23 protein-coding genes are annotated in these 19,252 nt (G+C 66.0%); 18 read left to right on the forward strand and 5 right to left on the reverse strand.

All coding sequences use genetic code 11. From position 1 onward, the window contains the following. The first annotated feature begins 45 nt into the window (after nt 1-45). From ACFC2Y_RS10750 to ACFC2Y_RS10765, 4 genes are all read left to right on the forward strand, one after another. Entirely contained in the window at nt 46-885 is an 840-nt protein-coding gene (locus tag ACFC2Y_RS10750; protein WP_375174488.1) for an EAL domain-containing protein, read from the forward strand. A gap of 128 nt (nt 886-1,013) precedes the next feature. Then, nucleotides 1,014-2,189 (forward strand): acetyl-CoA C-acetyltransferase, encoded by a 1,176-nt coding sequence (locus ACFC2Y_RS10755; RefSeq protein ID WP_375174487.1) that lies wholly within the window; start codon nt 1,014-1,016, stop codon nt 2,187-2,189. A 199-nt stretch (nt 2,190-2,388) separates the two neighbouring features. Next, nucleotides 2,389-3,111 carry an acetoacetyl-CoA reductase gene (gene phbB / locus ACFC2Y_RS10760; RefSeq protein ID WP_375174486.1) on the forward strand — a complete coding sequence of 241 codons (723 nt, stop codon included), beginning with the start codon at nt 2,389-2,391 and terminating at the stop codon, nt 3,109-3,111. A gap of 161 nt (nt 3,112-3,272) precedes the next feature. Next, nucleotides 3,273-4,172 (forward strand): DMT family transporter, encoded by a 900-nt coding sequence (locus tag ACFC2Y_RS10765; RefSeq protein ID WP_375174485.1) that lies wholly within the window; start codon nt 3,273-3,275, stop codon nt 4,170-4,172. Here ACFC2Y_RS10765 and ACFC2Y_RS10770 read toward each other — a convergent pair. The 3 genes from ACFC2Y_RS10770 to ACFC2Y_RS10780 all read right to left on the reverse strand — a co-directional run bounded on the left by ACFC2Y_RS10770 (nt 4,150) and on the right by ACFC2Y_RS10780 (nt 5,390). Next, complete coding sequence (locus tag ACFC2Y_RS10770; RefSeq protein WP_375174484.1) at nt 4,150-4,317, reverse strand: YdcH family protein; 168 nt, start codon at nt 4,315-4,317, stop codon at nt 4,150-4,152. The genes ACFC2Y_RS10765 and ACFC2Y_RS10770 overlap by 23 nt on opposite strands. Nucleotides 4,318-4,422: 105 nt before the next feature. Then, on the reverse strand, nt 4,423-5,178 hold the full coding sequence (locus tag ACFC2Y_RS10775; RefSeq protein WP_375174483.1) for a tRNA1(Val) (adenine(37)-N6)-methyltransferase: 756 nt from the start codon (nt 5,176-5,178) through the stop codon (nt 4,423-4,425). Further along, nucleotides 5,175-5,390, reverse strand: a complete 216-nt coding sequence (locus tag ACFC2Y_RS10780; protein ID WP_375174482.1) for a DUF2007 domain-containing protein — start codon at nt 5,388-5,390, stop codon at nt 5,175-5,177. The genes ACFC2Y_RS10775 and ACFC2Y_RS10780 overlap by 4 nt, the downstream gene beginning before the upstream one ends. A gap of 59 nt (nt 5,391-5,449) precedes the next feature. Here ACFC2Y_RS10780 and ACFC2Y_RS10785 point away from each other — a divergent pair, with 59 nt between their 5' ends. From ACFC2Y_RS10785 to ACFC2Y_RS10800, 4 genes are all read left to right on the forward strand, one after another. Continuing rightward, nucleotides 5,450-6,445 carry a polyprenyl synthetase family protein gene (locus ACFC2Y_RS10785; protein WP_375174481.1) on the forward strand — a complete coding sequence of 332 codons (996 nt, stop codon included), beginning with the start codon at nt 5,450-5,452 and terminating at the stop codon, nt 6,443-6,445. 124 nt (nt 6,446-6,569) lie between these two features. After that, nucleotides 6,570-7,361 (forward strand): tryptophan synthase subunit alpha, encoded by a 792-nt coding sequence (gene trpA, locus ACFC2Y_RS10790; protein WP_375174480.1) that lies wholly within the window; start codon nt 6,570-6,572, stop codon nt 7,359-7,361. Between the two features lie 82 nt (nt 7,362-7,443). Then, nucleotides 7,444-8,106, forward strand: a complete 663-nt coding sequence (locus ACFC2Y_RS10795; protein ID WP_375186437.1) for a VPLPA-CTERM sorting domain-containing protein — start codon at nt 7,444-7,446, stop codon at nt 8,104-8,106. A gap of 124 nt (nt 8,107-8,230) precedes the next feature. Next, on the forward strand, nt 8,231-9,394 hold the full coding sequence (locus tag ACFC2Y_RS10800) for an L-lactate dehydrogenase (protein ID WP_375174478.1): 1,164 nt from the start codon (nt 8,231-8,233) through the stop codon (nt 9,392-9,394). 122 nt (nt 9,395-9,516) lie between these two features. Here the strand turns inward: ACFC2Y_RS10800 and ACFC2Y_RS10805 are convergent, their stop codons facing one another. Then, nucleotides 9,517-10,743, reverse strand: coding sequence for an Hsp70 family protein (locus tag ACFC2Y_RS10805; protein ID WP_375174477.1), 1,227 nt, complete (start codon nt 10,741-10,743; stop codon nt 9,517-9,519). Nucleotides 10,744-11,024: 281 nt separating this feature from the next. Here ACFC2Y_RS10805 and ACFC2Y_RS10810 point away from each other — a divergent pair, with 281 nt between their 5' ends. From ACFC2Y_RS10810 to ACFC2Y_RS10835, 6 genes are all read left to right on the forward strand, one after another. Beyond that, on the forward strand, nt 11,025-11,669 hold the full coding sequence (locus ACFC2Y_RS10810) for a 50S ribosomal protein L25/general stress protein Ctc (RefSeq protein WP_375174476.1): 645 nt from the start codon (nt 11,025-11,027) through the stop codon (nt 11,667-11,669). A 132-nt stretch (nt 11,670-11,801) separates the two neighbouring features. Then, the gene (locus tag ACFC2Y_RS10815; RefSeq protein ID WP_375174475.1) at nt 11,802-12,251 is read left to right on the forward strand and encodes an SRPBCC family protein; all 450 of its coding nucleotides are present in this window, start codon (nt 11,802-11,804) and stop codon (nt 12,249-12,251) included. A 41-nt stretch (nt 12,252-12,292) separates the two neighbouring features. Continuing rightward, the gene (gene pth / locus ACFC2Y_RS10820; RefSeq protein ID WP_375174474.1) at nt 12,293-12,991 is read left to right on the forward strand and encodes an aminoacyl-tRNA hydrolase; all 699 of its coding nucleotides are present in this window, start codon (nt 12,293-12,295) and stop codon (nt 12,989-12,991) included. After that, nucleotides 12,988-14,043 (forward strand): DUF2332 domain-containing protein, encoded by a 1,056-nt coding sequence (locus tag ACFC2Y_RS10825; protein ID WP_375174473.1) that lies wholly within the window; start codon nt 12,988-12,990, stop codon nt 14,041-14,043. Before pth ends, ACFC2Y_RS10825 begins: the two co-directional genes overlap by 4 nt. Nucleotides 14,044-14,093: 50 nt before the next feature. After that, nucleotides 14,094-14,477 (forward strand): DUF2237 family protein, encoded by a 384-nt coding sequence (locus ACFC2Y_RS10830; RefSeq protein ID WP_375174472.1) that lies wholly within the window; start codon nt 14,094-14,096, stop codon nt 14,475-14,477. A 95-nt stretch (nt 14,478-14,572) separates the two neighbouring features. Further along, a complete protein-coding gene (locus tag ACFC2Y_RS10835) occupies nt 14,573-15,094 on the forward strand; it encodes a tetratricopeptide repeat protein (RefSeq protein WP_375174471.1) in 522 nt (173 codons plus the stop codon). A 147-nt stretch (nt 15,095-15,241) separates the two neighbouring features. Here the strand turns inward: ACFC2Y_RS10835 and trpB are convergent, their stop codons facing one another. After that, nucleotides 15,242-16,489: a tryptophan synthase subunit beta gene (trpB, locus tag ACFC2Y_RS10840; RefSeq protein WP_375174470.1), complete on the reverse strand. Its 1,248-nt coding sequence runs from the start codon at nt 16,487-16,489 to the stop codon at nt 15,242-15,244. Between the two features lie 258 nt (nt 16,490-16,747). Between trpB and ACFC2Y_RS10845 the strand changes: the two genes are divergently transcribed. From ACFC2Y_RS10845 to moaB, 4 genes are read left to right on the forward strand one after another with little or no spacing between them, the layout of a single operon-like run. Beyond that, nucleotides 16,748-17,518, forward strand: a complete 771-nt coding sequence (locus ACFC2Y_RS10845; protein ID WP_375174469.1) for a uracil-DNA glycosylase family protein — start codon at nt 16,748-16,750, stop codon at nt 17,516-17,518. Then, nucleotides 17,515-18,081, forward strand: a complete 567-nt coding sequence (locus ACFC2Y_RS10850; protein ID WP_375174468.1) for a hypothetical protein — start codon at nt 17,515-17,517, stop codon at nt 18,079-18,081. The genes ACFC2Y_RS10845 and ACFC2Y_RS10850 overlap by 4 nt, the downstream gene beginning before the upstream one ends. Nucleotides 18,082-18,092: 11 nt before the next feature. Beyond that, entirely contained in the window at nt 18,093-18,704 is a 612-nt protein-coding gene (locus tag ACFC2Y_RS10855) for a LysE family translocator (protein WP_375174467.1), read from the forward strand. Continuing rightward, entirely contained in the window at nt 18,701-19,228 is a 528-nt protein-coding gene (moaB, locus tag ACFC2Y_RS10860) for a molybdenum cofactor biosynthesis protein B (protein WP_375174466.1), read from the forward strand. Before ACFC2Y_RS10855 ends, moaB begins: the two co-directional genes overlap by 4 nt. The last annotated feature ends 24 nt before the right edge of the window (nt 19,229-19,252 follow it).

The raw sequence follows: 19,252 nt of genomic DNA on the forward strand, positions 1-19,252 counted from the left end.
TTAACCCGGCCCAGGCACTCTCCTCCCAACCTGGTGGAGGGCGAGATGACGGAGACGCACAGGGGCACATTCGCGGATATCATGGCGGATCACCTCGATCCGCTCAGCTACGCCGTGGCGACACGGGATCATGGGGTGATCGCCATGGTGGACGCGGCGCTGCGCCACCGCAACATCGCCCTCGCCTATCAGCCGGTAATCCCCGCCGGGGGCACGGATCGGGTCGCCTTCTACGAGGGGCTGATTCGCATCTACGACGAAACCGGCCGGATCATCCCCGCCCGGGATTTCATCCAGTCGGTCGAGGCGACGGAAATCGGCCGCCGGATCGACAGCGCCGCGCTCAACCTCGGGCTGCTGGAACTGGCCCGCCAACCCGATCTCAGGCTGGCGATCAACATGTCCGCCCGCTCCATCGGCTACCCCCACTGGATGAAGACCCTGCGCAAGGGGCTGATGCGCGATGCGACCGTCGGCGAACGGCTGATCCTCGAAATCACCGAAAGCTCCGCCATGCTGATCCCGGAACTGGTCACCGCCTTCATGGCCCAGATGCGCCGCCACGGCATCGGCTTTGCCCTGGATGATTTCGGCGCGGGCTACACCTCCTTCCGCTACCTGCGGAATTTCCTCTTCGACGTGCTCAAGATCGACGGGCAGTTCATCCATGGCGTGGCCCATGATCCGGACAATCAGGTCCTGGCCAGCTCCCTGATCGCCATCGCCCGGCAGATGGACATGCTGACCATCGCCGAACAGGTCGAAAATGGCGAGGACGCCGCCTGGCTGACAGCCGCCGGGGTCGATTGCCTGCAGGGCTACTACTACGCCGCCCCCACCATCCACCCCCCCTGGAGGGAGGAGGCCCGCGCCACCGGCACCTGAGCCTTCGGCAGGTGCGAACAACGTGCGGCAGCGCAGCATGTTGAGATATCGCCGGATTTGCGTTACGTCACCTGCATGGAGGCGTGGGGGGAGAATCTCCTGCGTCAAATCAGGTGGAGGACCACATCATGACCAATGTCGTCATCGCATCCGCAGCGCGTACGCCCGTCGGATCCTTTCTCGGCTCATTCGCAACAACCCCTGCCCATGATCTCGGCGCCGCCGTGCTGGCCGAACTGGTCAAGCGCGCGGGGATCGAGGCCGGAGAGGTCTCTGAAACCATTCTCGGTCAGGTGCTGACCGGCGGCCAGGGCCAGAACCCCGCCCGCCAGGCCCATATCAACGCGGGCCTCCCCGAAGCCTCCGCCGCCTGGGGCATCAACCAGGTCTGCGGCTCCGGCCTCCGCGCCGTCGCCCTCGCCGCCCAGCACATCCAGCTGGGTGATGCATCCATCGTCGCCGCCGGCGGGCAGGAAAGCATGTCGCTGTCGCCCCATGTCGCACACCTGCGCGCGGGCCACAAAATGGGCGACGTGAAATACATCGACAGCATGATCAAGGACGGCCTCTGGGACGCCTTCAACGGCTACCACATGGGCCAGACCGCTGAAAACGTTGCCGAAAAATGGCAGATCAGCCGCGACATGCAGGACGAATTCGCCGTCCAGTCGCAGAACAAGGCCGAGGCCGCACAGAAGGCGGGCAAGTTCGCCGATGAAATCGTCCCCTTCACCGTCAAGACCCGCAAGGGCGAAACCGTCGTCGATCAGGATGAATACATCCGCCACGGCGCGACGCTTGAGGCGATGCAGAAACTGCGCCCCGCCTTCACCAAGGACGGATCGGTCACCGCGGCCAATGCCTCCGGCATCAACGACGGCGCGGCTGGCGCCCTGCTGATGTCCGCCGAGGAGGCCGAAAAGCGCGGCATCGAACCGCTGGCCCGCATCGTTTCCTACGCCACGGCCGGTCTCGACCCGTCGATCATGGGTGTCGGCCCGATCTACGCCTCGCGCAAGGCGCTGGAAAAGGCAGGCTGGAAGCCCGAAGACCTCGACCTGGTCGAAGCCAACGAAGCCTTCGCCGCCCAGGCCTGCGCGGTGAACAAGGACATGGGCTGGGATCCGTCGATCGTGAACGTGAACGGCGGCGCCATCGCCATCGGCCACCCGATCGGGGCCTCCGGTGCCCGCGTCCTGAACACTCTGCTCTTCGAAATGAAGCGCCGCGGCGCCAAGAAGGGCCTCGCCACGCTCTGCATCGGCGGCGGCATGGGCGTCGCCATGTGTGTCGAACGCCCCTGATCGCAGCCGCGACAATCCAACACATGCCGAAAAGGGCACCCGAAAGGGTGCCCTTCTTTGCTTTACGGTGACGTATGGTAAAGCCCGGGTGCGACAAAGAATCAGGACGGAAACGCCAATTTGGTCGCGCAACAATGTTGCGCATCACCCGCTGAATGGGTAACAGCATTACTCAACGGCTATTCCAAGAGGAGATACCATGGCACGGACAGCATTGGTCACCGGAGGGTCCCGCGGCATCGGCGCGGCGATCTCCAAGGCATTGAAAGACGCAGGGTATCAGGTGGCCGCCACCTATGCCGGCAATGACGAGGCCGCGGCCAAGTTCACCGAGGAAACCGGCATCAAGACCTACAAGTGGAACGCCGCCGACTACGAGGCCTCCAAGGAAGGCATCGCCAAGGTCGAGGCAGAGGTCGGCCCGATCGACGTGATTGTCGCCAACGCGGGCATCACCCGCGACGCGCCCTTCCACAAGATGACGCCGGAGCAGTGGAAAGAGGTCGTCGACACCAACCTCACCGGTGTCTTCAACACCATCCACCCCTGCTGGCCCGGCATGCGCGAGCGCGGCTTCGGCCGGGTTGTCGTGATCTCCTCGATCAACGGACAAAAGGGCCAGTTTGGTCAGGTCAACTATGCCGCCACCAAGGCCGGCGATCTGGGCATCGTGAAAAGCCTCGCGCAGGAAGGCGCGGCCAAGGGCATCACCGCCAACGCCATCTGCCCCGGCTACATCGCCACCGACATGGTCATGGCCGTGCCGGAGAAGGTCCGCGAAGCCATCATCGGCCAGATCCCCGCAGGCCGCCTGGGCGAGCCGGAGGAAATCGCGCGCTGCGTGGTCTTCCTCGCCTCCGATGACGCGGGCTTCATCAATGGCTCGACGATCACCGCGAACGGCGGTCAGTTCTTCGTCTGATCGCGACGGTTTCAAGCGGCAGGGCGGCACCCCGCCCTGCCCTTCATCTTTCTCAAAATACTCCGGGGCAGCGACAAAGCCTGCTTTGTCGCAGGGGCAGCGCCCCCATCCCCCGCCGCCAAGTGGATTGACGCCCCTCGCGCTGCACCGCACAAGGCGTCATGTCACAACCCCGCGCCACTGCCATCGGTTTCACCGCCGTCCTGCTCTGGGCCCTGCTGGCCCTCTTCACCGTGGGCAGCGCGCCGGTGCCGCCGCTGCAGTTGAATGCGATGTGCTTTGCCCTGGGCGGGACACTTGGCCTGATCTGGGCCGTGGCGACCGGGCAATTGTCCGCCCTGCGTAAGGTGCCCCTGCCCGCCTTCGCCCTCGGGACCATCGGCCTTTTCGGCTACCACGCCCTCTACTTCGCCGCATTGCGCAACGCGCCGCCCGCCCAGGCCGGGCTGATCGCCTATCTCTGGCCCCTGCTGATCGTGCTGTTTTCCGGCCTGCTGCCGGGCGAGTCCCTGCGTCCCGGCCACCTTTTCGGCGGCCTCGCGGGATTTGCCGGGGCAGCGCTGATCATCGTCGGCGGCGGCACGGGATTTGCCCCGGAACATCTGACCGGCTACGCGCTGGCACTGGCCTGCGCGCTGACCTGGTCCGGCTATTCCGTTCTGTCACGCCGCTTCGGCACGGTGCCGACGGTGGCGGTCGCGCTGTTCTGTGTGGTCACGGCGCTCTTCTCCTCCCTCCTGCATCTGATGCTGGAGGAAACGGTCGCCCCGCAGGGCCTACTGGGATGGGCTGCGGTCCTAGGCCTGGGCCTGGGTCCCGTGGGTCTGGCCTTCTACACCTGGGACATTGGGGTCAAACGCGGAGACATACAGATGCTTGGCGTGGCCTCCTATGCCGCGCCGCTCTTCTCCACGCTCATCCTCGTCCTTGTTGGCATCGCAGAACCGACCCTCCGGCTGGCACTGGCAACAGTGCTCATTACCGGGGGCGCGGGCCTTGCCGCCCGCGCAAGCCTGCGCCGCAAGCCGACCGTTGCGGTCAGTGCATCGTCAGACGGGTGATTTCTTCCTTGAGTCGCAGTTTCTGCTTTTTCATCTGGGTGATCTCCGACTGAGAGATACCCGGCGACCGCTGTGCATGTTCCACCGCGGCCGAGAGGGATTCATGTTTCTTCTTCAGTTCCTCAAGATGCGAACTCAAGCTCATCGTGGTCTCCTCTCTGTTGGCTATGTCCAAATTGGAGCATAGTTTTACAAACCTGTCACGCTGCGAGCGCGAGAGTTTGCCGAGAAGTTCATATTACGTGAATTATCAACAAATGTTTAACGGCTGCGCATTCCTGAGAATGGCAGTCGCGTCAGGGGTATAGTCCTCCTCGTCCCGCTGATGTGCCGATCCGCTGTGCACCACCAGCCCTGGCCCCAGACGAAACGCCGCACGCCCCTCTTTCCGGCCCCGCAAGAGGAAAAGCTGCGCCTCGCGCCCGTCGCGGGGAATCAAAGGACAGAGTTGCAGCGATCCGAGTCGCGCCGAAAACGCCGTCAGCAGCTCCGGCAGACGCTCCACCCGCTGGATAAACGTCACATGCCCGCGCGGCGCACATCGTCGCGTCGCGGCATCGACCCAGGCGGCGAGCGGCGTCTCCTCGCCATGCGCGCCCTCGCGGGCGTCGTTTCCGGCCCGAACGCTCCGGTCACGGCGGAAATAGGGCGGGTTGGCAATGACATGGTCGAACCGCATCTGGCGCAGCTCCCCCGGCATATCAGCCAGATCGCCCTCGAACACCTGAAACTCCTGGGCATTCTCCTCCCCGTTGCGCCGCGCCAGATCCGCATAGAGCGCCTGACGTTCCAGCCCGACCAGCCGCAGCCCCGGCACCCGCGCGCCCAGGCACAGCGCCGCAGCGCCCGCCCCGCAGCCGAGATCCAGGACCGATTGCCCCGCCTCCGCCGCGACACTCGCCGCCAGAAAAACCGGATCGACCCCGGCCCTGTATCCGGACCGCGGTTGCCACAGCGCGACCCGCCCGCCCAGGATCCGGTCGAGGGTCAGATCCGCATCGCTCATTCTTCCACGTCGATCCCGTTGTCGCGCAGGCACCGGCGTGCGCGGTCGATGTCCGCACTGCGCACCATCAGCCGCCGGGGGAAGATCCCGATGGACCCTTCGAGAACGCTCATGTTTACGTCCATTTCAAAGCAGTCTATACCCTCGCCTCGTAGCAGCGCTTGTGCGAAGGCCATGTCGGCCATGTTGTTGGTTCTCAGGAGCTGTTCCATGCCAGGGACTTAGGGACAAATCCCCGGCATGTCGAGTATCTGGCAGAGGGTGCACGGGCTTGGACAAACCCGTCGAAAAACCGCACGAAGCGATCGCCGCCCTGCTGGCGGACGACCTCACGGCAGTGAACACGCTGATCCGGGAGCGTATGGCCTCGCGCCACGCCCCCCGCATTCCCGAGGTCACCGCCCATCTGGTCGAGGCCGGCGGCAAGCGCATCCGACCCATGCTGACCCTCGCCGCCGCGCGGCTCTGCGGCTATGACGGGCCTTGGCATGTGCATCTGGCCGCGACAGTGGAGTTCATCCATACCGCCACCCTGCTGCATGATGATGTGGTCGACGAAAGCCGCCAACGCCGTGGCCGCCCGACCGCCAACCTGCTGTGGGACAACAAGTCTTCGGTTCTTGTCGGAGATTACCTCTTTGCCCGCGCCTTCCAGTTGATGGTCGAGCCCGGCCACCTCCGGGTGCTCAACATCCTGTCGGACGCCGCCGCAACGATTGCCGAGGGCGAGGTGCTGCAACTGTCGGCCGCGCAGGATCTGAGAACGACGGAGGACACCTATCTGCAGGTCGTGCGCGGCAAGACCGCCGCGCTCTTCTCCGCCGCGACAGAGGCCGGGGCCGAAATCGCCGGGGCCACGCCGGATCAGGTGAAGGCGCTCTTCACCTATGGCGACGCGCTCGGCATCGCGTTCCAGATGGCGGATGACCTGCTGGACTGGCAGGGCGATGCGGGCCAGACCGGCAAGAACGTCGGTGACGATTTCCGCGAACGCAAGCTGACCCTGCCCATGATCCGGGCCATCGCCGCCGCCGATGACGAGGAGCGCGCCTTCTGGACCCGCACCATCGAGAAGGGCCAGCAGGACGATGCGGACCTCGCCACCGCCCGCGCCCTGCTGGACAAGCATGGCGCCCTCCGCTCCACCCGGGACACCGCGCTTGGCTGGGCCGATACGGCCAAGACGGCGCTGCAGGATCTGCCGGACCATAGCCTGACCGGGCTGCTCGCGGACCTCGCGGATTACGTGGTCGAACGGCTGCGGTGACGGCGGGGGCGGCCTCCACTCCGGGCACCGACAAATCCGCCGCGCACCCCCTTCCCCATTGACCCCGCCCTCCCCTTGCGGCAAGTCAGGGCGCGGCCTGCGAGGCCAGAGGGAAAGGGACGCCATGACACGGATCGACGCCACGTTTGAACGCCTCCGCGCCGAGGGGAAGAAAGCCTTCGTCGCCTATGTCATGGCAGGCGATCCGGACGAGGCCACCTCGATGGAGACCTTCCGCGCCCTGCCCGAGGCCGGCGTCGACATCATCGAACTGGGCGTGCCCTTCACCGATCCCATGGCCGACGGCCCGACCATCCAGCTGGCCGGCCAGCGCGCCCTGGGCGCGGGCATGACCCTGCGCAAGACGCTCGCCATGGCGACGGAGTTCCGCAAGGAAAACGACACCACGCCGATCGTGCTGATGGGCTATTACAACCCCATCTTCTCCATCGGCGTCGACACCTTCCTGACGGAGGCCAAGGCCGCCGGCATCGACGGCCTGATCGTGGTCGACCTGCCGCCCGAAGAGGATGAGGAGCTTTGCATCCCCGCGCAGAAGGCCGGTCTGAACTTCATCCGCCTCGCCACGCCGACCACCGATGACAAGCGCCTGCCCAAGGTGCTGCAGAACACCTCCGGCTTCGTCTACTACGTCTCGATCACCGGCATCACCGGCTCGGCCGAGGCGCAGGCAGGCGACGTCGGTCCGGAGGTCGCCCGGATCAAGGCGCAGACCGATCTGCCCGTGATCGTCGGCTTCGGCATCCGCACCCCCGAAACGGCACAGGCCATCGCCTCCGTCGCGGACGGCTGCGTCGTCGGGTCGGCCATCGTCGCGGAAATCGCCAAGGGTCAGAGCCCGACGCAGGTCGCCGCCTACGTCAAAACCCTGGCCGACGGGGCGCACCGGGCCTGAGCCTACCCCGGCAAATTTGACTCGAAGAGGCAATCGCTCCAAACTGCACACATTGAAAATGAGTGAATTTTGGAGTTACGACATGAGATTTTTGACTTTTGCTGCCACGGCGGCCTTGGGTTTTCTGGCCGCCAGTCAGGCTCAGGCAACGCTTGTTAGCTTGGGTGATTGTACGGGTGGCATTAGCTGCACCATCACCTCGACCCCACCCAACCCGGTGTCGCAGAATCCGAATGACCGGACTTTGCTTGCCTGGAACGAAAAGCAGAATTTCGTTCTTACCGAGCGGCTGAGGGTCGACCGAGTGTTCGACACCAATGCCAGCTTCGTCTCGAGTGCGGGCGGCGGCGACTATTTCCTCGAGGTCGGCACGATCGTGTCGTCTCATTACATCCAATGGGACAACGATGGATCAGGCAGCGACAGGATCCAGACCACGATCGGCCTCGATTCCCAGATCTTCGCCTTTATTACCGCAGACCAAAACCTGTTCGACAGCGACTATCTCGGGCTGCCCGGACTTGATTACGCGGACTTCAATTTGCGCGGTCTTGAGAACTCCGACACAACCATTTTCAACGGTTCAGATGTCGACATTGATTGGACGGCGAGTTCCCCCGGCGACTGGACCCGTCTGATCACGGCATATTCCCCGTCCGCCGAGGTGCCCGTTCCTGCCGCCCTGCCCCTCTTGCTAGGGGCTTTCGGCGCGCTTGGCGCGATGCGGCGGCGTCGCCGCACGTGACGGCCGGAACATAGTCAGTTGCAGCGCCGCCCTTGGGGCGGCGTTGTCCATTCAAGGCCCGCTCTATTGCCGCCCTGCCCCCACGTTGCTAAACCACGGCAACCATCCGAGGGGGGAGGCCCGAATGCCCGTCATCACCTGTATCGACGACCTCAAGCGTCTGCATAAGCGCCGGACGCCCAGGATGTTCTACGACTATTGCGAAAGCGGGTCCTGGACCGAACAGACCTTTCGCGAAAACACCTCGGATTTCGAGGACATCCGCCTGCGCCAGCGCGTCGCCGTCGACATGACCGGCCGCACGCTGGAAACGGAGATGATCGGCCAGAAGGTTTCCATGCCCGTCGCCTTGGCCCCGGTCGGGCTGACCGGCATGCAGTGCGCCGATGGCGAGATCAAGGCGGCCAGGGCAGCAGAGAAATTCGGCGTCCCCTTCACGCTTTCGACCATGTCCATCTGCTCGATCGAGGATGTGGCGGAACACACCAGCAAGCCCTTCTGGTTCCAGCTCTACACCATGAAGGATCAGGATTACCTCAAGCGGCTGATCCAGCGGGCCAAGGATGCAAAATGTTCGGCCCTCGTGATCACGCTGGACCTGCAGATCCTGGGCCAGCGCCACAAGGATCTGAAAAACGGGCTCTCCGCCCCGCCGAAGCTCACCCCCTCCACCATCGCGGATCTTATGACCAAGTGGAGCTGGGGTCTGGAGATGCTCCGAACCAAGCGGCGCGGTTTCGGCAATATCGTCGGACATGTGAAGGGGGTGGAGGACACCTCCCGCCTGGGGGAATGGACGGCGCAGCAGTTCGATCCCGCGCTCGACTGGAAGAAGATCGAAGAGATCAAAACACTCTGGGACGGCCCGGTGATCCTCAAGGGCATCCTCGACCCCGAGGATGCGGTCATGGCCCAAAAGGTCGGCTGCGATGCCATCGTCGTATCCAACCACGGCGGCCGTCAGCAGGATGGCGCGATCAGCTCCATCCGGGCGCTGGATCCGATCCTCCAGTCGGTTGGCGACGACGTGGAGGTCCACCTCGACAGCGGCATCCGCTCCGGCCAGGACGTGCTGAAGGCCGTCGCCATGGGCGCCAAGGGCACCTACATCGGCCGCGCCTTCGTCCACGGTCTTGGTGCCCAGGGCGAGGCCGGGGTGACAAAGGCGCTGGAGGTCATCCGCAACGAGTTGGACATCTCAATGGCTTTCACCGGCCGCCGCGACATCAAGGACGTGACCCGCGACAGTATCCTTGTGCCGGAGGGGTTTTCGGGCACCTGGGTCTGATTTGGGGCGCGGGCTCAACGCGGTGAGAGACTGAGGTCCCGGCGCAAGGCCGGGACACTGCACGACATGCCCCGGCCCCCGAGCCGGGGCCGCACCGACGGCCGTACCAGGGCAACCACCGATCACTCCCCCGTCGCCAGCGCCAGCCCGTCCACGACAGCCGTGAACGCCTCCGCCCGGCTGACCCGGGCACCCGGGCAGACCTGCCGCATGACGTCCGAGACCACGCGCATCAGGCTGGACCCGCCGACCAAGATCACGTGATCCACCCCTCCGGGCATCGTCTGGGCCAGTGCCAGCGTTTCGTATACCGCCCGGACCAGCACCTCCCGCGCCTCGCCAAGCGCGGCGTTCATCGTCCCCTCGGTCACCGGCACGGCCAGTCCCGGCTCCACCAGCCCCAGGGCGATCTCGCCGCGCGCGCCGCCATTGGCCGCGATCTTGCCCCGCTCCACCGCAAAGGCGACGTCATGGCCCAGCTCGTCACGCAGCACGCTTTGCAACCGCGCCAACCGGGGCCGGTCGACCGCATGGGCAACCAGATCATCCACCATGCGCCGCACCTCCGCCGTGTAGAGGAAGGGGATCATCGCCCAGGTCGCCAGATCGACATAGATCGCCTTGGGCACGGGCAGCCGCCCCTCGCCCAGGGTGCGGGTCAGCTCTCCGCCCAGGCCGAATTCCGGCATGACATGGCTCAGCGAAATCGCATGGTCGAAATCCGTCCCGCCCAGTCGCACCCCGTGGCTGGCGATAATCTCGATCCGGTCGCTGCGGCGGAACAAGGTGAAATCCGACGTCCCCCCGCCGATGTCGACGATCAGCCCGACCTCCCCCGCCTCACCGGTACTGGCCCGCGCCGCCGCCTCTGGTTCCGGCAGGAAATCGACCGTATCAAAGCCCGCCGCCGCGTAACAGCCCCGCAGATCCGCCTCCGCCCTTGCGTCCCGCTCTGGATCGGCGGTGTGGAAATGCACCGGACGCCCCGAGAGGGCGCGCCGGAACTGCTGCCCCGTCTGCGCCTCCGCCCGCTCGCGTAGTTTGGTCAGAAAGGCCGCGATCACCTCTGCCAGCGACCGCCGCTTGCCGCCGATCAGGCGGGCGTCGTGCATCAGCGAGGTGCCCAGAACGGATTTGAGCGACCGCATATAGCGCCCCTCCTCCCCGTCGATCAGCGCATCCGTCGCCGCCTGGCCGATCTGCATCGGCCCGCCGACGGGAAAGAAGACCGCCGTGGGCAGGGTTTCCGCCTCCGCCTCGATCGCCAGCCGCCGCACGTGGCCCGCCTCCAGCACCGCTGCCGCCGAATTCGACGTTCCGAAATCCACCGCCAGAACCGCGTCCGCCATCTCACCACTCCACACTCCGGAAAGTCCCCGCGCCTATACCAACCCCGCCCTTGCGGCAACCGCGAAACCGCCCTGTCTTCTGGTCCGAAATACCTCTGCCGGAGGCCCCGCGCCCGGCCCCCGGTCGGGCGCCACGGAAAAGTGCGACGCCGCAGGCGTCTCCGCCTGGCCGCCCAACCTGATTTTGCCCTTCCCATCCCGCCGGAATCCGTGTAAGCGCGCGGCTTCATGCGGTCATACAGCCTTGGAGGATGGCCGCCCAACTTATGGAGAATAGACTGATGGCTGGAGAAATTCCTGATCTCGTAGCCCAGGAACGTGCGGGGACGGGCAAGGGCGCCGCTCGCGCAGCGCGTCGCGCTGGCATGGTTCCGGGTATTGTTTACGGTGGCGACAACGACCCGCTGCCGATTCAGATCCCCTTCAACGAACTGCTGAAGAAGCTGAAGGCGGGCCGCTTCCTGGCGACCCTGTGGAACCTCAAGGTCGAGGGCCACGACGACGTCCGCGTGATCTGCCGCAACGTGCAGCGCGACGTGGTCAAGGACCTGCCGACCCATCTCGACCTGATGCGCCTGCGCCGGACCTCCCGCGTGAACCTGCACATCCCCGTCGAGTTCATCAACGAAGACGCGGCTCCCGGCCTCAAGCGTGGCGGCGTTCTGACCGTGGTGCGTGCCGATGTGGACCTCAACGTCCTGGCGGGCGACATCCCCGAGAAGATCACCGTCGATCTGACCGGTCTGGAAATCGGCGACACCGTCACGATCTCCATGGTCACCCTGCCCGAAGGCGCGAAGCCGGTCATCGAGCGTGACTTCGTGATCGCCAACGTTTCCGCCCCGTCCGGCCTGCGCAGCGCCGATGACGAAGCCGAAGCAGCCGAAGGCGAAGAGGCAACCGAAGAGGCCGCAGCAGAGGAATAATCCTCCTGCGTGCCGGACGACCCGATTGAACGGCCCCGCCCAGTGCGGGGCCGTTTGCTTTGGCACCCCTGCCACAACAGGCTTGCCTCGCCCCGGCGGCAATGCCACGATTTGGAAAAACCGGAGGTTCCCATGCCCGGCAAGGTCCGCGTCGTCAGTGACTATCCCGTTTCCGCAGACACTCTTTGGGCGATCACCAAGGATCTCGACGCGCTGGTCGAAATGAATTCCGGCATGGTGAAGATGGAAGGCGTACCCTCCGGCGACATGTACGCCGGTCAGCAGATCGACGCCCGGGTCTCCCTCTTCGGGTTTCTGCCGAAACAGTCCTACGGGATCACCGTTCTGGAGGTCGACAATGCCTACCGGCTGTTCCGTTCGACCGAACAGGGCAGCGGCGTCAAAAGCTGGAACCACACCGGCCGGGTGGAGGAAACGCCCGACGGCTCCCGCCTGATCGACGAGATCGAGATTGACGCAGGATGGAAGACCCCATTGGTCGTCGCCTGGGCCAATCGCCTCTACCGCGCCCGGCACAAGCCGCGGCTCAGATTGCTGGAAAAGCGCGGGTTGCTTGGGTAGAACCACACCGACCCCACGCGGCAACAACCCCGGACACGCATATGATCCTCTTCGTCGGCCTTGGTAACCCGGGCGGCAAATACGCCGCCAACCGGCACAATATCGGCTTCATGGCCCTGGACCGGATCGCCTCGGACCATGGGTTCGGGCCGTGGAAGTCCAAGTTTCAGGGCGAGATCACCGAAGGCACGCTTGGCGGCGAAAAGGTCCTTCTGCTCAAGCCGATGACCTTCATGAACCTCTCCGGCCAGTCCGTGGGCGAGGCGATGCGGTTCTACAAGCTCTCCCCCGCCGATGTGACCGTCTTTCATGACGAATTGGACCTGGCCCCCGGCAAGCTGCGCTGCAAGACCGGCGGCGGACATGCGGGCCACAACGGCCTCCGCTCCATCCATCAGCATATCGGGCCGGAGTATCACCGCATCCGCCTGGGCATCGGGCATCCGGGCCACAAGGACAGGGTCGCCCCCTATGTGCTGTCGGATTTTTTCAAGGCGGATCAGGACTGGCTCGATGACCTGCTGCGCGGGATCGGCGATGGCGCAGCGGACCTGGCCAGGGGCGACACGGGAAGGTTCGTGAACGCCGTGGCCCTGCGCACGGCCCCGCCGCGCAGCTCCGGCGGCAAGGCGAAAGCGGAAGCGCCCGACCAGAAAGCCCCCACCCAGAAGGCACCGGAGGAAGCGGAGGCGCCCGACACCCGCTCCGCCCTGCAAAAACTGGCGGACAGGTTCCGGTGACCCCCCTCGCCGGGCTCTTTTCGCAACAGGCCGACGCCTGCGCCCGCCTCGGGTCGCCGTTCATGCAACGGCTGCTGACCCTCTGCGGTCAGCGCCTCGCCCCCGGCCAACCTATTGCGGACCGCCTTCTGGACTGGCCCGGCGACGCCACGGCCCTCGGCGATGCCATCGCGCTACGCTTTGCCGGGGCGCTGCATGCGCTCGTCCTCATGGGACGGGACGAGGGGCTGCGTGCCGCCTATCCGCCGAATGAGGTCACGGATGACCAGCTCTGGTCCGCCATCGCAGAGGCGATGCAGACCCACCACGACCACATCATGCACTGGCTGGACAGCGCGCCGCAGACGAACGAGGTCCGCCGCGCCACCGCGATGATCGCCGCATCCCAATTGCTGGCCACCCGGTTCCCCGCTCTGCCCTTCCGGGTCTTCGAACTGGGCGCCTCCGCCGGGCTGAACCTCTTCTTCGACCGCTACGACCTGGCCCTGCCCGACGGTACGACGCGCGGAGCAGAGGACCCGGTGATCACCCTCAGCCCGGAGTGGACCGGTCCGCTGCCGCCCCGCGCCGATGTTCGGATCGCCGAGCGGCGCGGCGTCGACCTCAACCCGCTGCGCCCCGACGACCCGCAGGCCCGCCTCCGCCTGACCAGCTACACTTGGCCCGACCAGCCCGAACGAATGGCCCGCCTGCAGGCCGCGCTTGGCATCGCGACCCCCGTGGTCGATCAGGGCGATGCAGGCACTTGGTTGGCCGAACGCCTTGCCACACCCAGCCCGGGGCACATCACCCTGGTCTTCCACACCATCGCCTGGCAGTACTTTCCCCCCGCCACCGACGCCGCCTGCCGCGCCGCGCTGGAGGCCGCCGGGGCCCGCGCCACGCCTGATGCGCCCCTCGCCCATCTCTGGGTCGAGGCGAACCGGCCAAAGCACCCGGCCACGGTCCAACTGCACCTCTGGCCCGGCGATGGCAGCAAACAGTCGCTCGACCTGGGCGAAATGAACCCCCACGGTATCACCTTCGCCGCGTGGGAGCCGTTTGCGCTCTGAGTGGCCCTCGGCCCGCTGTCCCGCTACTCTGCCCCGGAAGGGAGACCGCCATGACCGAAAAAGACCCGGCCATCAACGTTCTGGGAACATCCTTGCAACCCTGCTCCATCGAACCGCTGACCGGGTTCTTCCGGGACGGACATTGCAACACCTGCGCCGAGGATCAGGGGTCGCACACCGTCTGCGCCGTGATGACCGCCGAATTCCTCGCCTTTTCGAAATACGTCGGCAACGACCTCTCGACCCCGATCCCGGCCTTCAACTTCCCCGGCCTGCGCCCCGGCGACCGCTGGTGCCTCTGCGCCAGCCGCTTCCTGCAGGCCCATGACGAGGGCTGCGCCCCCGCCGTCGTACTGGAGGCGACCCACCAAAGGGCGTTGGAGGTCGTGCCGATTGAGGTGCTGAGGGAGAACGAGGAAGACATCCCCTTCTGACCCGTCACGCGGGCGTGATCCTGCGCGGCCGGATTCGGTGCTACGCTTGCCCAAGAGTAAATGTGCCCAAGCGAAGGTATCCCATGCGCAAGATCATGACTGCCCCACTCATCCTGCCCTTTCTCGCCACCATGGCCTTCGCCGTGGGAAGCGACGACACGCCGCCCAAGCCGACCGAAACCTCCACCCAATGCCCGGATGGTGAGGTCTTCGACAAGGAGAAGAAGGAATGCGTGAAATCCGCGTCCCTCGATCTGAACGATGACGACCGCTACGAGGCGGTGCGCGAACTGGCCTATGCCGGACGCTCCGAGTCGGCGCTCATGGTCATCGCCTCGGCGGATGGTGCGGAGACCCCACGGTTCCTCACCTACCGTGGCTTCGCGCTGCGTCAGACCGGCGATTACGACGGTGCCATGGCGGCGTACCGCAAGGCGCTGGACATCGACCCCCACCACATCCTCGCGCGCAGCTACATGGCGCAGGGCATGTTACAGCAGGGCGACTACGCCGGGGCGCATGAACAGTTGAAGCTGATCGAGGCGCAGGGCGGCCGCGAAACCTGGGCCTATGTGGCGCTGGTACAGGCCATCCGGGGCGAACCGACGCGGTACTGATGGGCGGGGGACGTTCACCATCCCTGGGTCATTGTGAACGCAGTCATCCTCCGGCTTGACCGGAGGACCTCCCCAGACACGCTCGCGGCTGACACTAGATCCTCGGGTCAAGCCCGAGGATGACGACCGCTCAGGTCAAGCGGTACGTCAGGCCGACCGCCCCTCGGTATCACTCATGTCGAAGCCCAGGTACCGCGCCACGGTCTGCACGTCCTTGTCGCCGCGACCGCACATGTTCATCACGATGATATGGTCCTTGGGCAGCGCCGGCGCGATCTTCATCACATGGGCCAGGGCATGGCAGGGCTCCAGCGCGGGAATGATACCCTCGGTCGAACAGGACAGCTGGAAGGCCTCCAGCGCCTCCATGTCGGTGATCGAGACGTATTGCGCGCGGCCGATGTCATGCAGCCAGGAATGCTCCGGTCCGATGCCGGGGTAATCGAGGCCAGCCGAGATCGAATACCCTTCGAGGATCTGCCCCTCGTCGTCCTGCAACAGGTAGGTCCGGTTGCCATGCAGCACGCCCGGACGCCCGCCCGTCAACGAGGCGCAGTGCTCCATATCCTCATTGACACCCTTGCCGCCCGCTTCGACGCCGACGATGTTTACCGACTTGTCGTCGAGGAAGTCATAGAAGAGCCCCATGGCATTGGACCCGCCGCCGATGGCCGCGATGACTGTATCGGGCAGGCGGCCTTCGCCCTCCTGCTCGGCCAGCTGCCAGCGCACCTCGCGCCCGATGATCGACTGGAAATCACGGACCATCGCCGGATAGGGGTGCGGGCCGGCCACCGTGCCGATGCAATAGAACGTGTCGCGCACATTGGTCACCCAGTCGCGCAGCGCGTCGTTCATCGCGTCCTTCAGCGTGCCGCGACCGCTGGTCACCGGCACCACTTCGGCACCCAAAAGGCGCATCCGGAACACGTTCGGCGCCTGGCGCTGCACGTCATGCGCGCCCATGTAGATCACGCATTTCAGCCCGAACTTGGCACAGACCGTCGCCGTTGCCACGCCGTGCTGGCCCGCGCCGGTTTCCGCGATGATCCGGGTCTTGCCCATGCGCCGCGCCAGGATGATCTGGCCCAGCACGTTGTTGATCTTGTGCGCACCGGTGTGATTCAGCTCGTCCCGCTTAAAATAGATCTTGGCCCCGCCCAGATGCTCGGTCAGCCGTTCGGCGTGATAAAGCGGCGAAGGACGGCCCACGTAATGGGTCCAGAGGTAGTCCATCTCGTCCCAGAAGCTCTGGTCGGTCTTGGCGTGTTCGTATTCTTTCTCGAGATCGAGGATCAGCGGCATCAGCGTTTCCGACACGAAGCGCCCGCCGAACTGCCCGAAGCGGCCCTTGTCATCGGGGCCGTTCATGAAGGAGTTGAAAAGATCATCCATCGCCATCCCTCCCTGGGGGTTTCGTGTGTGATTAAGGGCGAAAAGCCGCGATGACCAGCCCCAACAGGGATATCTCCGCGCCCGTCCCGGCCCTGCGCCGGGACCCCCGACGTCACCGCGCACCCCACCCCGCCCCCGTTCCGCGCCGGGACCCCGGCCACACCGCGTCACCCGCGAGGTCCCGGCGCGGAGGCCGGGACGTGAGATCTGTATCCACGGCCCGTTCCCCCGACCCGCGCAACCCGGTACTGTCGCCGCATGGAATCGGCTCTCGACTGGCACAGCGCCCTCGCCCTGCTCGACTGGCAGGTGGAGCTTGGCGCGGATGAGGCGATCGGCGATGCGCCGGTCGACCGCTTTGCCGTGGCCGAAGAGGCGCCGAAAAAGCCCAAGGACAACGTGCCGGACCAGCCCGTCCAGCGGCAGGAGGTCGACGCCATCGACATCGCCCGCCAGGCCGCGACCGGCGCTGACAGTCTGGAGACCCTGCGCGAGGCCATGGCGGCCTTCGAGCACTGCGCCCTCAAACGCGGGGCGAAATCGCTGGTCTTTGCCGATGGCAACCCCGCCGCCCGGGTCCTGATCCTGGGCGAGGCGCCGGGCCGGGACGAGGACCGGGAGGGCCGCCCCTTTGTCGGCCGCGCCGGTCAGCTGCTGGACCGCATGCTCGCCGCCATCGACCTGGACCGGACCGCCGAGACGCCCGAAAGCGCCGTCTACATCACCAACGTCCTGCCCTGGCGCCCGCCCCAGAACCGCGACCCCGAGGCGGAGGAGATCGCGATGATGCTGCCCTTCGTACAGAAACATATCGAACTGGTGAACCCCGAGGTCATCATCCTGATGGGCAATATTGCCTGCCGGGCGGGTCTGGGAAAACAGGGCATCCTGCGCCTGCGCGGCAAATGGGCGGAGGCCTTCGGCCGCCCCGCCCTGCCGATGACCCACCCCGCCTATCTGCTGCGCCAACCCCATGCCAAGCGCGAAGCCTGGGCCGATCTGCTGTCGCTGAAAGCGCGTCTGGGATGATCCGCGCCCTCGCCATCCTGCTGCTGGCCAGCCCTGCCGCCGCCTTCGACATCGACTATGCGCAGGTCATGGCCGAGAACCCCGACGCCATCACGCAGACCGGAGAGAGCACCCGACGCGCCGATCTGCCCGGCGATGTCCATGTGATCGAGACGACGCTGTCCGACGGAACGACAAGCTATTTCGGCTATGACGACAGCCCCGCCGGGGCGGCGGGCTGCACGTTCGGCATCCTCGTCGATCTCACCGTCGCCACCCTGGCCTGCCCGGATATGCTGGAGGCGGCAGCGCGCGACGCCCTCGCCGACAACCTCGACGCCTCCGCCCGGTTCGTCGCCGCCAACACCGTGCCGCCGGTCCCGCCCGAAGGCATCGACGCCCGCCTTGAGGCGCATATCGAGGCCCGCGCTGACGCGCTGCGCCAGACCGGGCTGGTCTGCACACCGCAGGAGGATCCGCAGCTGACGGCGATCGTCCGCGCCGCCACCAACCCCGCCTTCCGCCAGATGCTGGACCGGTTGCACGCCGTGCCGCGCCTGCCCGTCGCCAGCCCCTGTCTTTGACGGGTGACGCGATGATTGATCCGCTGATCCTGCTTGCCTTCCTGCCCGCCAGCCTCGCGCTGAACATCACGCCGGGGGCGGATATGATGTTCTGTTTTGCCCAGGGGCTGCGCCGGCGGCCGCGGGCCGCCTGGGCCGCGTCGGCCGGGGTTGCGGCGGGCGGGCTGACCCATGCGTTGATCGCCGGGCTGGGCCTTGCGGCGCTGATCGCCGCCCATCCCGGCATTCTCACGGCGATCCGCTGGTTCGGTGTCGGCTATCTGCTCTGGCTCGCGGTGAAATCCCTGCGCGCGACTCGCCCGGACATCCCCGACACCGCCCCCGCCCATGCCTTTCGCGAAGGGCTGCTGGTCAACCTGACCAACCCCAAGGTGATCCTCTTCGTCCTGGCCTTCGTGCCGCAGTTCGTCGATCCTACCCGCCCGCTGCTGCCGCAGTTCCTGATCTTCGGCGCCGCGCTTGGCCTGGGTGGGTTCGTCATCAACGGCACGGTCGGACACCTTGCGGGCGGGGCAGGTCGTCACATGGCGGCCTCCGTGCGCTTTTCCCGCTGGCTGGGCCGGATCAGCGCCGGTATCTTCGGGCTGCTGGCACTGCGCCTCGCCCTTTTGGAGGTCAAATGACCAAGGAATTCATCCCGATCAGGATCGCGGTCCTGACCGTATCCGACACCCGCAGCCTGGCCGAGGACCGCTCCGGCGACACGCTGGTCGCGCGGATCGAGGGGGCGGGCCACAGCGTCGCCGCCCGCGCCATCACCACCGACGACCGCGACAGGATCAGCGCGCAGCTGCGCGACTGGATCGCCGATCCCGCCATCGACGCCATCATTTCCACCGGCGGCACCGGGCTGACCGGCCGCGACGTGACGGTGGAGGCGCATCGCGACGTCTACGAAAAGGAAATCGACGCCTTCGGCACCGTCTTCACCATCGTCTCGATGAAGAAGATCGGCACCTCCGCCGTGCAATCCCGCGCCACGGCCGGGGTCGCGGGCGGCACCTACCTCTTTGCCCTGCCCGGCAGCACCGGGGCCTGCAAGGATGCCTGGGACGAAATCCTGGTTCATCAGTTCGACTACCGCCACGCGCCCTGCAATTTTGTCGAGATCATGCCAAGGCTGGACGAACACCTGCGCCGCAAATGACGGCCGTCCGCCGCAAACGCCCAT

This window comes from Pseudooceanicola sp. (assembly GCF_041987405.1).
Taxonomy (GTDB): Bacteria; Pseudomonadota; Alphaproteobacteria; order Rhodobacterales; family Rhodobacteraceae; genus Pseudooceanicola.

Bases quoted from the DNA above. Each gene is read 5' to 3' on its own strand.
- ACFC2Y_RS10795 (WP_375186437.1), top strand. From the start codon at position 7,444: ATGAGATTTTTGACTTTTGCTGCCACGGCGGCCTTGGGTTTTCTGGCC.
- ACFC2Y_RS10765 (WP_375174485.1), top strand. From the start codon at position 3,273: ATGTCACAACCCCGCGCCACTGCCATCGGTTTCACCGCCGTCCTGCTC.
- ACFC2Y_RS10810 (WP_375174476.1), top strand. From the start codon at position 11,025: ATGGCTGGAGAAATTCCTGATCTCGTAGCCCAGGAACGTGCGGGGACG.
- ACFC2Y_RS10780 (WP_375174482.1), bottom strand. From the start codon at position 5,390: ATGGAACAGCTCCTGAGAACCAACAACATGGCCGACATGGCCTTCGCA.
- moaB (WP_375174466.1), top strand. From the start codon at position 18,701: ATGACCAAGGAATTCATCCCGATCAGGATCGCGGTCCTGACCGTATCC.
- trpB (WP_375174470.1), bottom strand. From the start codon at position 16,489: ATGGATGATCTTTTCAACTCCTTCATGAACGGCCCCGATGACAAGGGC.
- ACFC2Y_RS10845 (WP_375174469.1), top strand. From the start codon at position 16,748: ATGGAATCGGCTCTCGACTGGCACAGCGCCCTCGCCCTGCTCGACTGG.
- ACFC2Y_RS10830 (WP_375174472.1), top strand. From the start codon at position 14,094: ATGACCGAAAAAGACCCGGCCATCAACGTTCTGGGAACATCCTTGCAA.
- ACFC2Y_RS10755 (WP_375174487.1), top strand. From the start codon at position 1,014: ATGACCAATGTCGTCATCGCATCCGCAGCGCGTACGCCCGTCGGATCC.
- pth (WP_375174474.1), top strand. From the start codon at position 12,293: ATGATCCTCTTCGTCGGCCTTGGTAACCCGGGCGGCAAATACGCCGCC.
- ACFC2Y_RS10855 (WP_375174467.1), top strand. From the start codon at position 18,093: ATGATTGATCCGCTGATCCTGCTTGCCTTCCTGCCCGCCAGCCTCGCG.
- ACFC2Y_RS10800 (WP_375174478.1), top strand. From the start codon at position 8,231: ATGCCCGTCATCACCTGTATCGACGACCTCAAGCGTCTGCATAAGCGC.
- ACFC2Y_RS10815 (WP_375174475.1), top strand. From the start codon at position 11,802: ATGCCCGGCAAGGTCCGCGTCGTCAGTGACTATCCCGTTTCCGCAGAC.
- trpA (WP_375174480.1), top strand. From the start codon at position 6,570: ATGACACGGATCGACGCCACGTTTGAACGCCTCCGCGCCGAGGGGAAG.
- phbB (WP_375174486.1), top strand. From the start codon at position 2,389: ATGGCACGGACAGCATTGGTCACCGGAGGGTCCCGCGGCATCGGCGCG.
- ACFC2Y_RS10805 (WP_375174477.1), bottom strand. From the start codon at position 10,743: ATGGCGGACGCGGTTCTGGCGGTGGATTTCGGAACGTCGAATTCGGCG.
- ACFC2Y_RS10775 (WP_375174483.1), bottom strand. From the start codon at position 5,178: ATGAGCGATGCGGATCTGACCCTCGACCGGATCCTGGGCGGGCGGGTC.
- ACFC2Y_RS10850 (WP_375174468.1), top strand. From the start codon at position 17,515: ATGATCCGCGCCCTCGCCATCCTGCTGCTGGCCAGCCCTGCCGCCGCC.
- ACFC2Y_RS10750 (WP_375174488.1), top strand. From the start codon at position 46: ATGACGGAGACGCACAGGGGCACATTCGCGGATATCATGGCGGATCAC.
- ACFC2Y_RS10835 (WP_375174471.1), top strand. From the start codon at position 14,573: ATGACTGCCCCACTCATCCTGCCCTTTCTCGCCACCATGGCCTTCGCC.
- ACFC2Y_RS10770 (WP_375174484.1), bottom strand. From the start codon at position 4,317: ATGAGCTTGAGTTCGCATCTTGAGGAACTGAAGAAGAAACATGAATCC.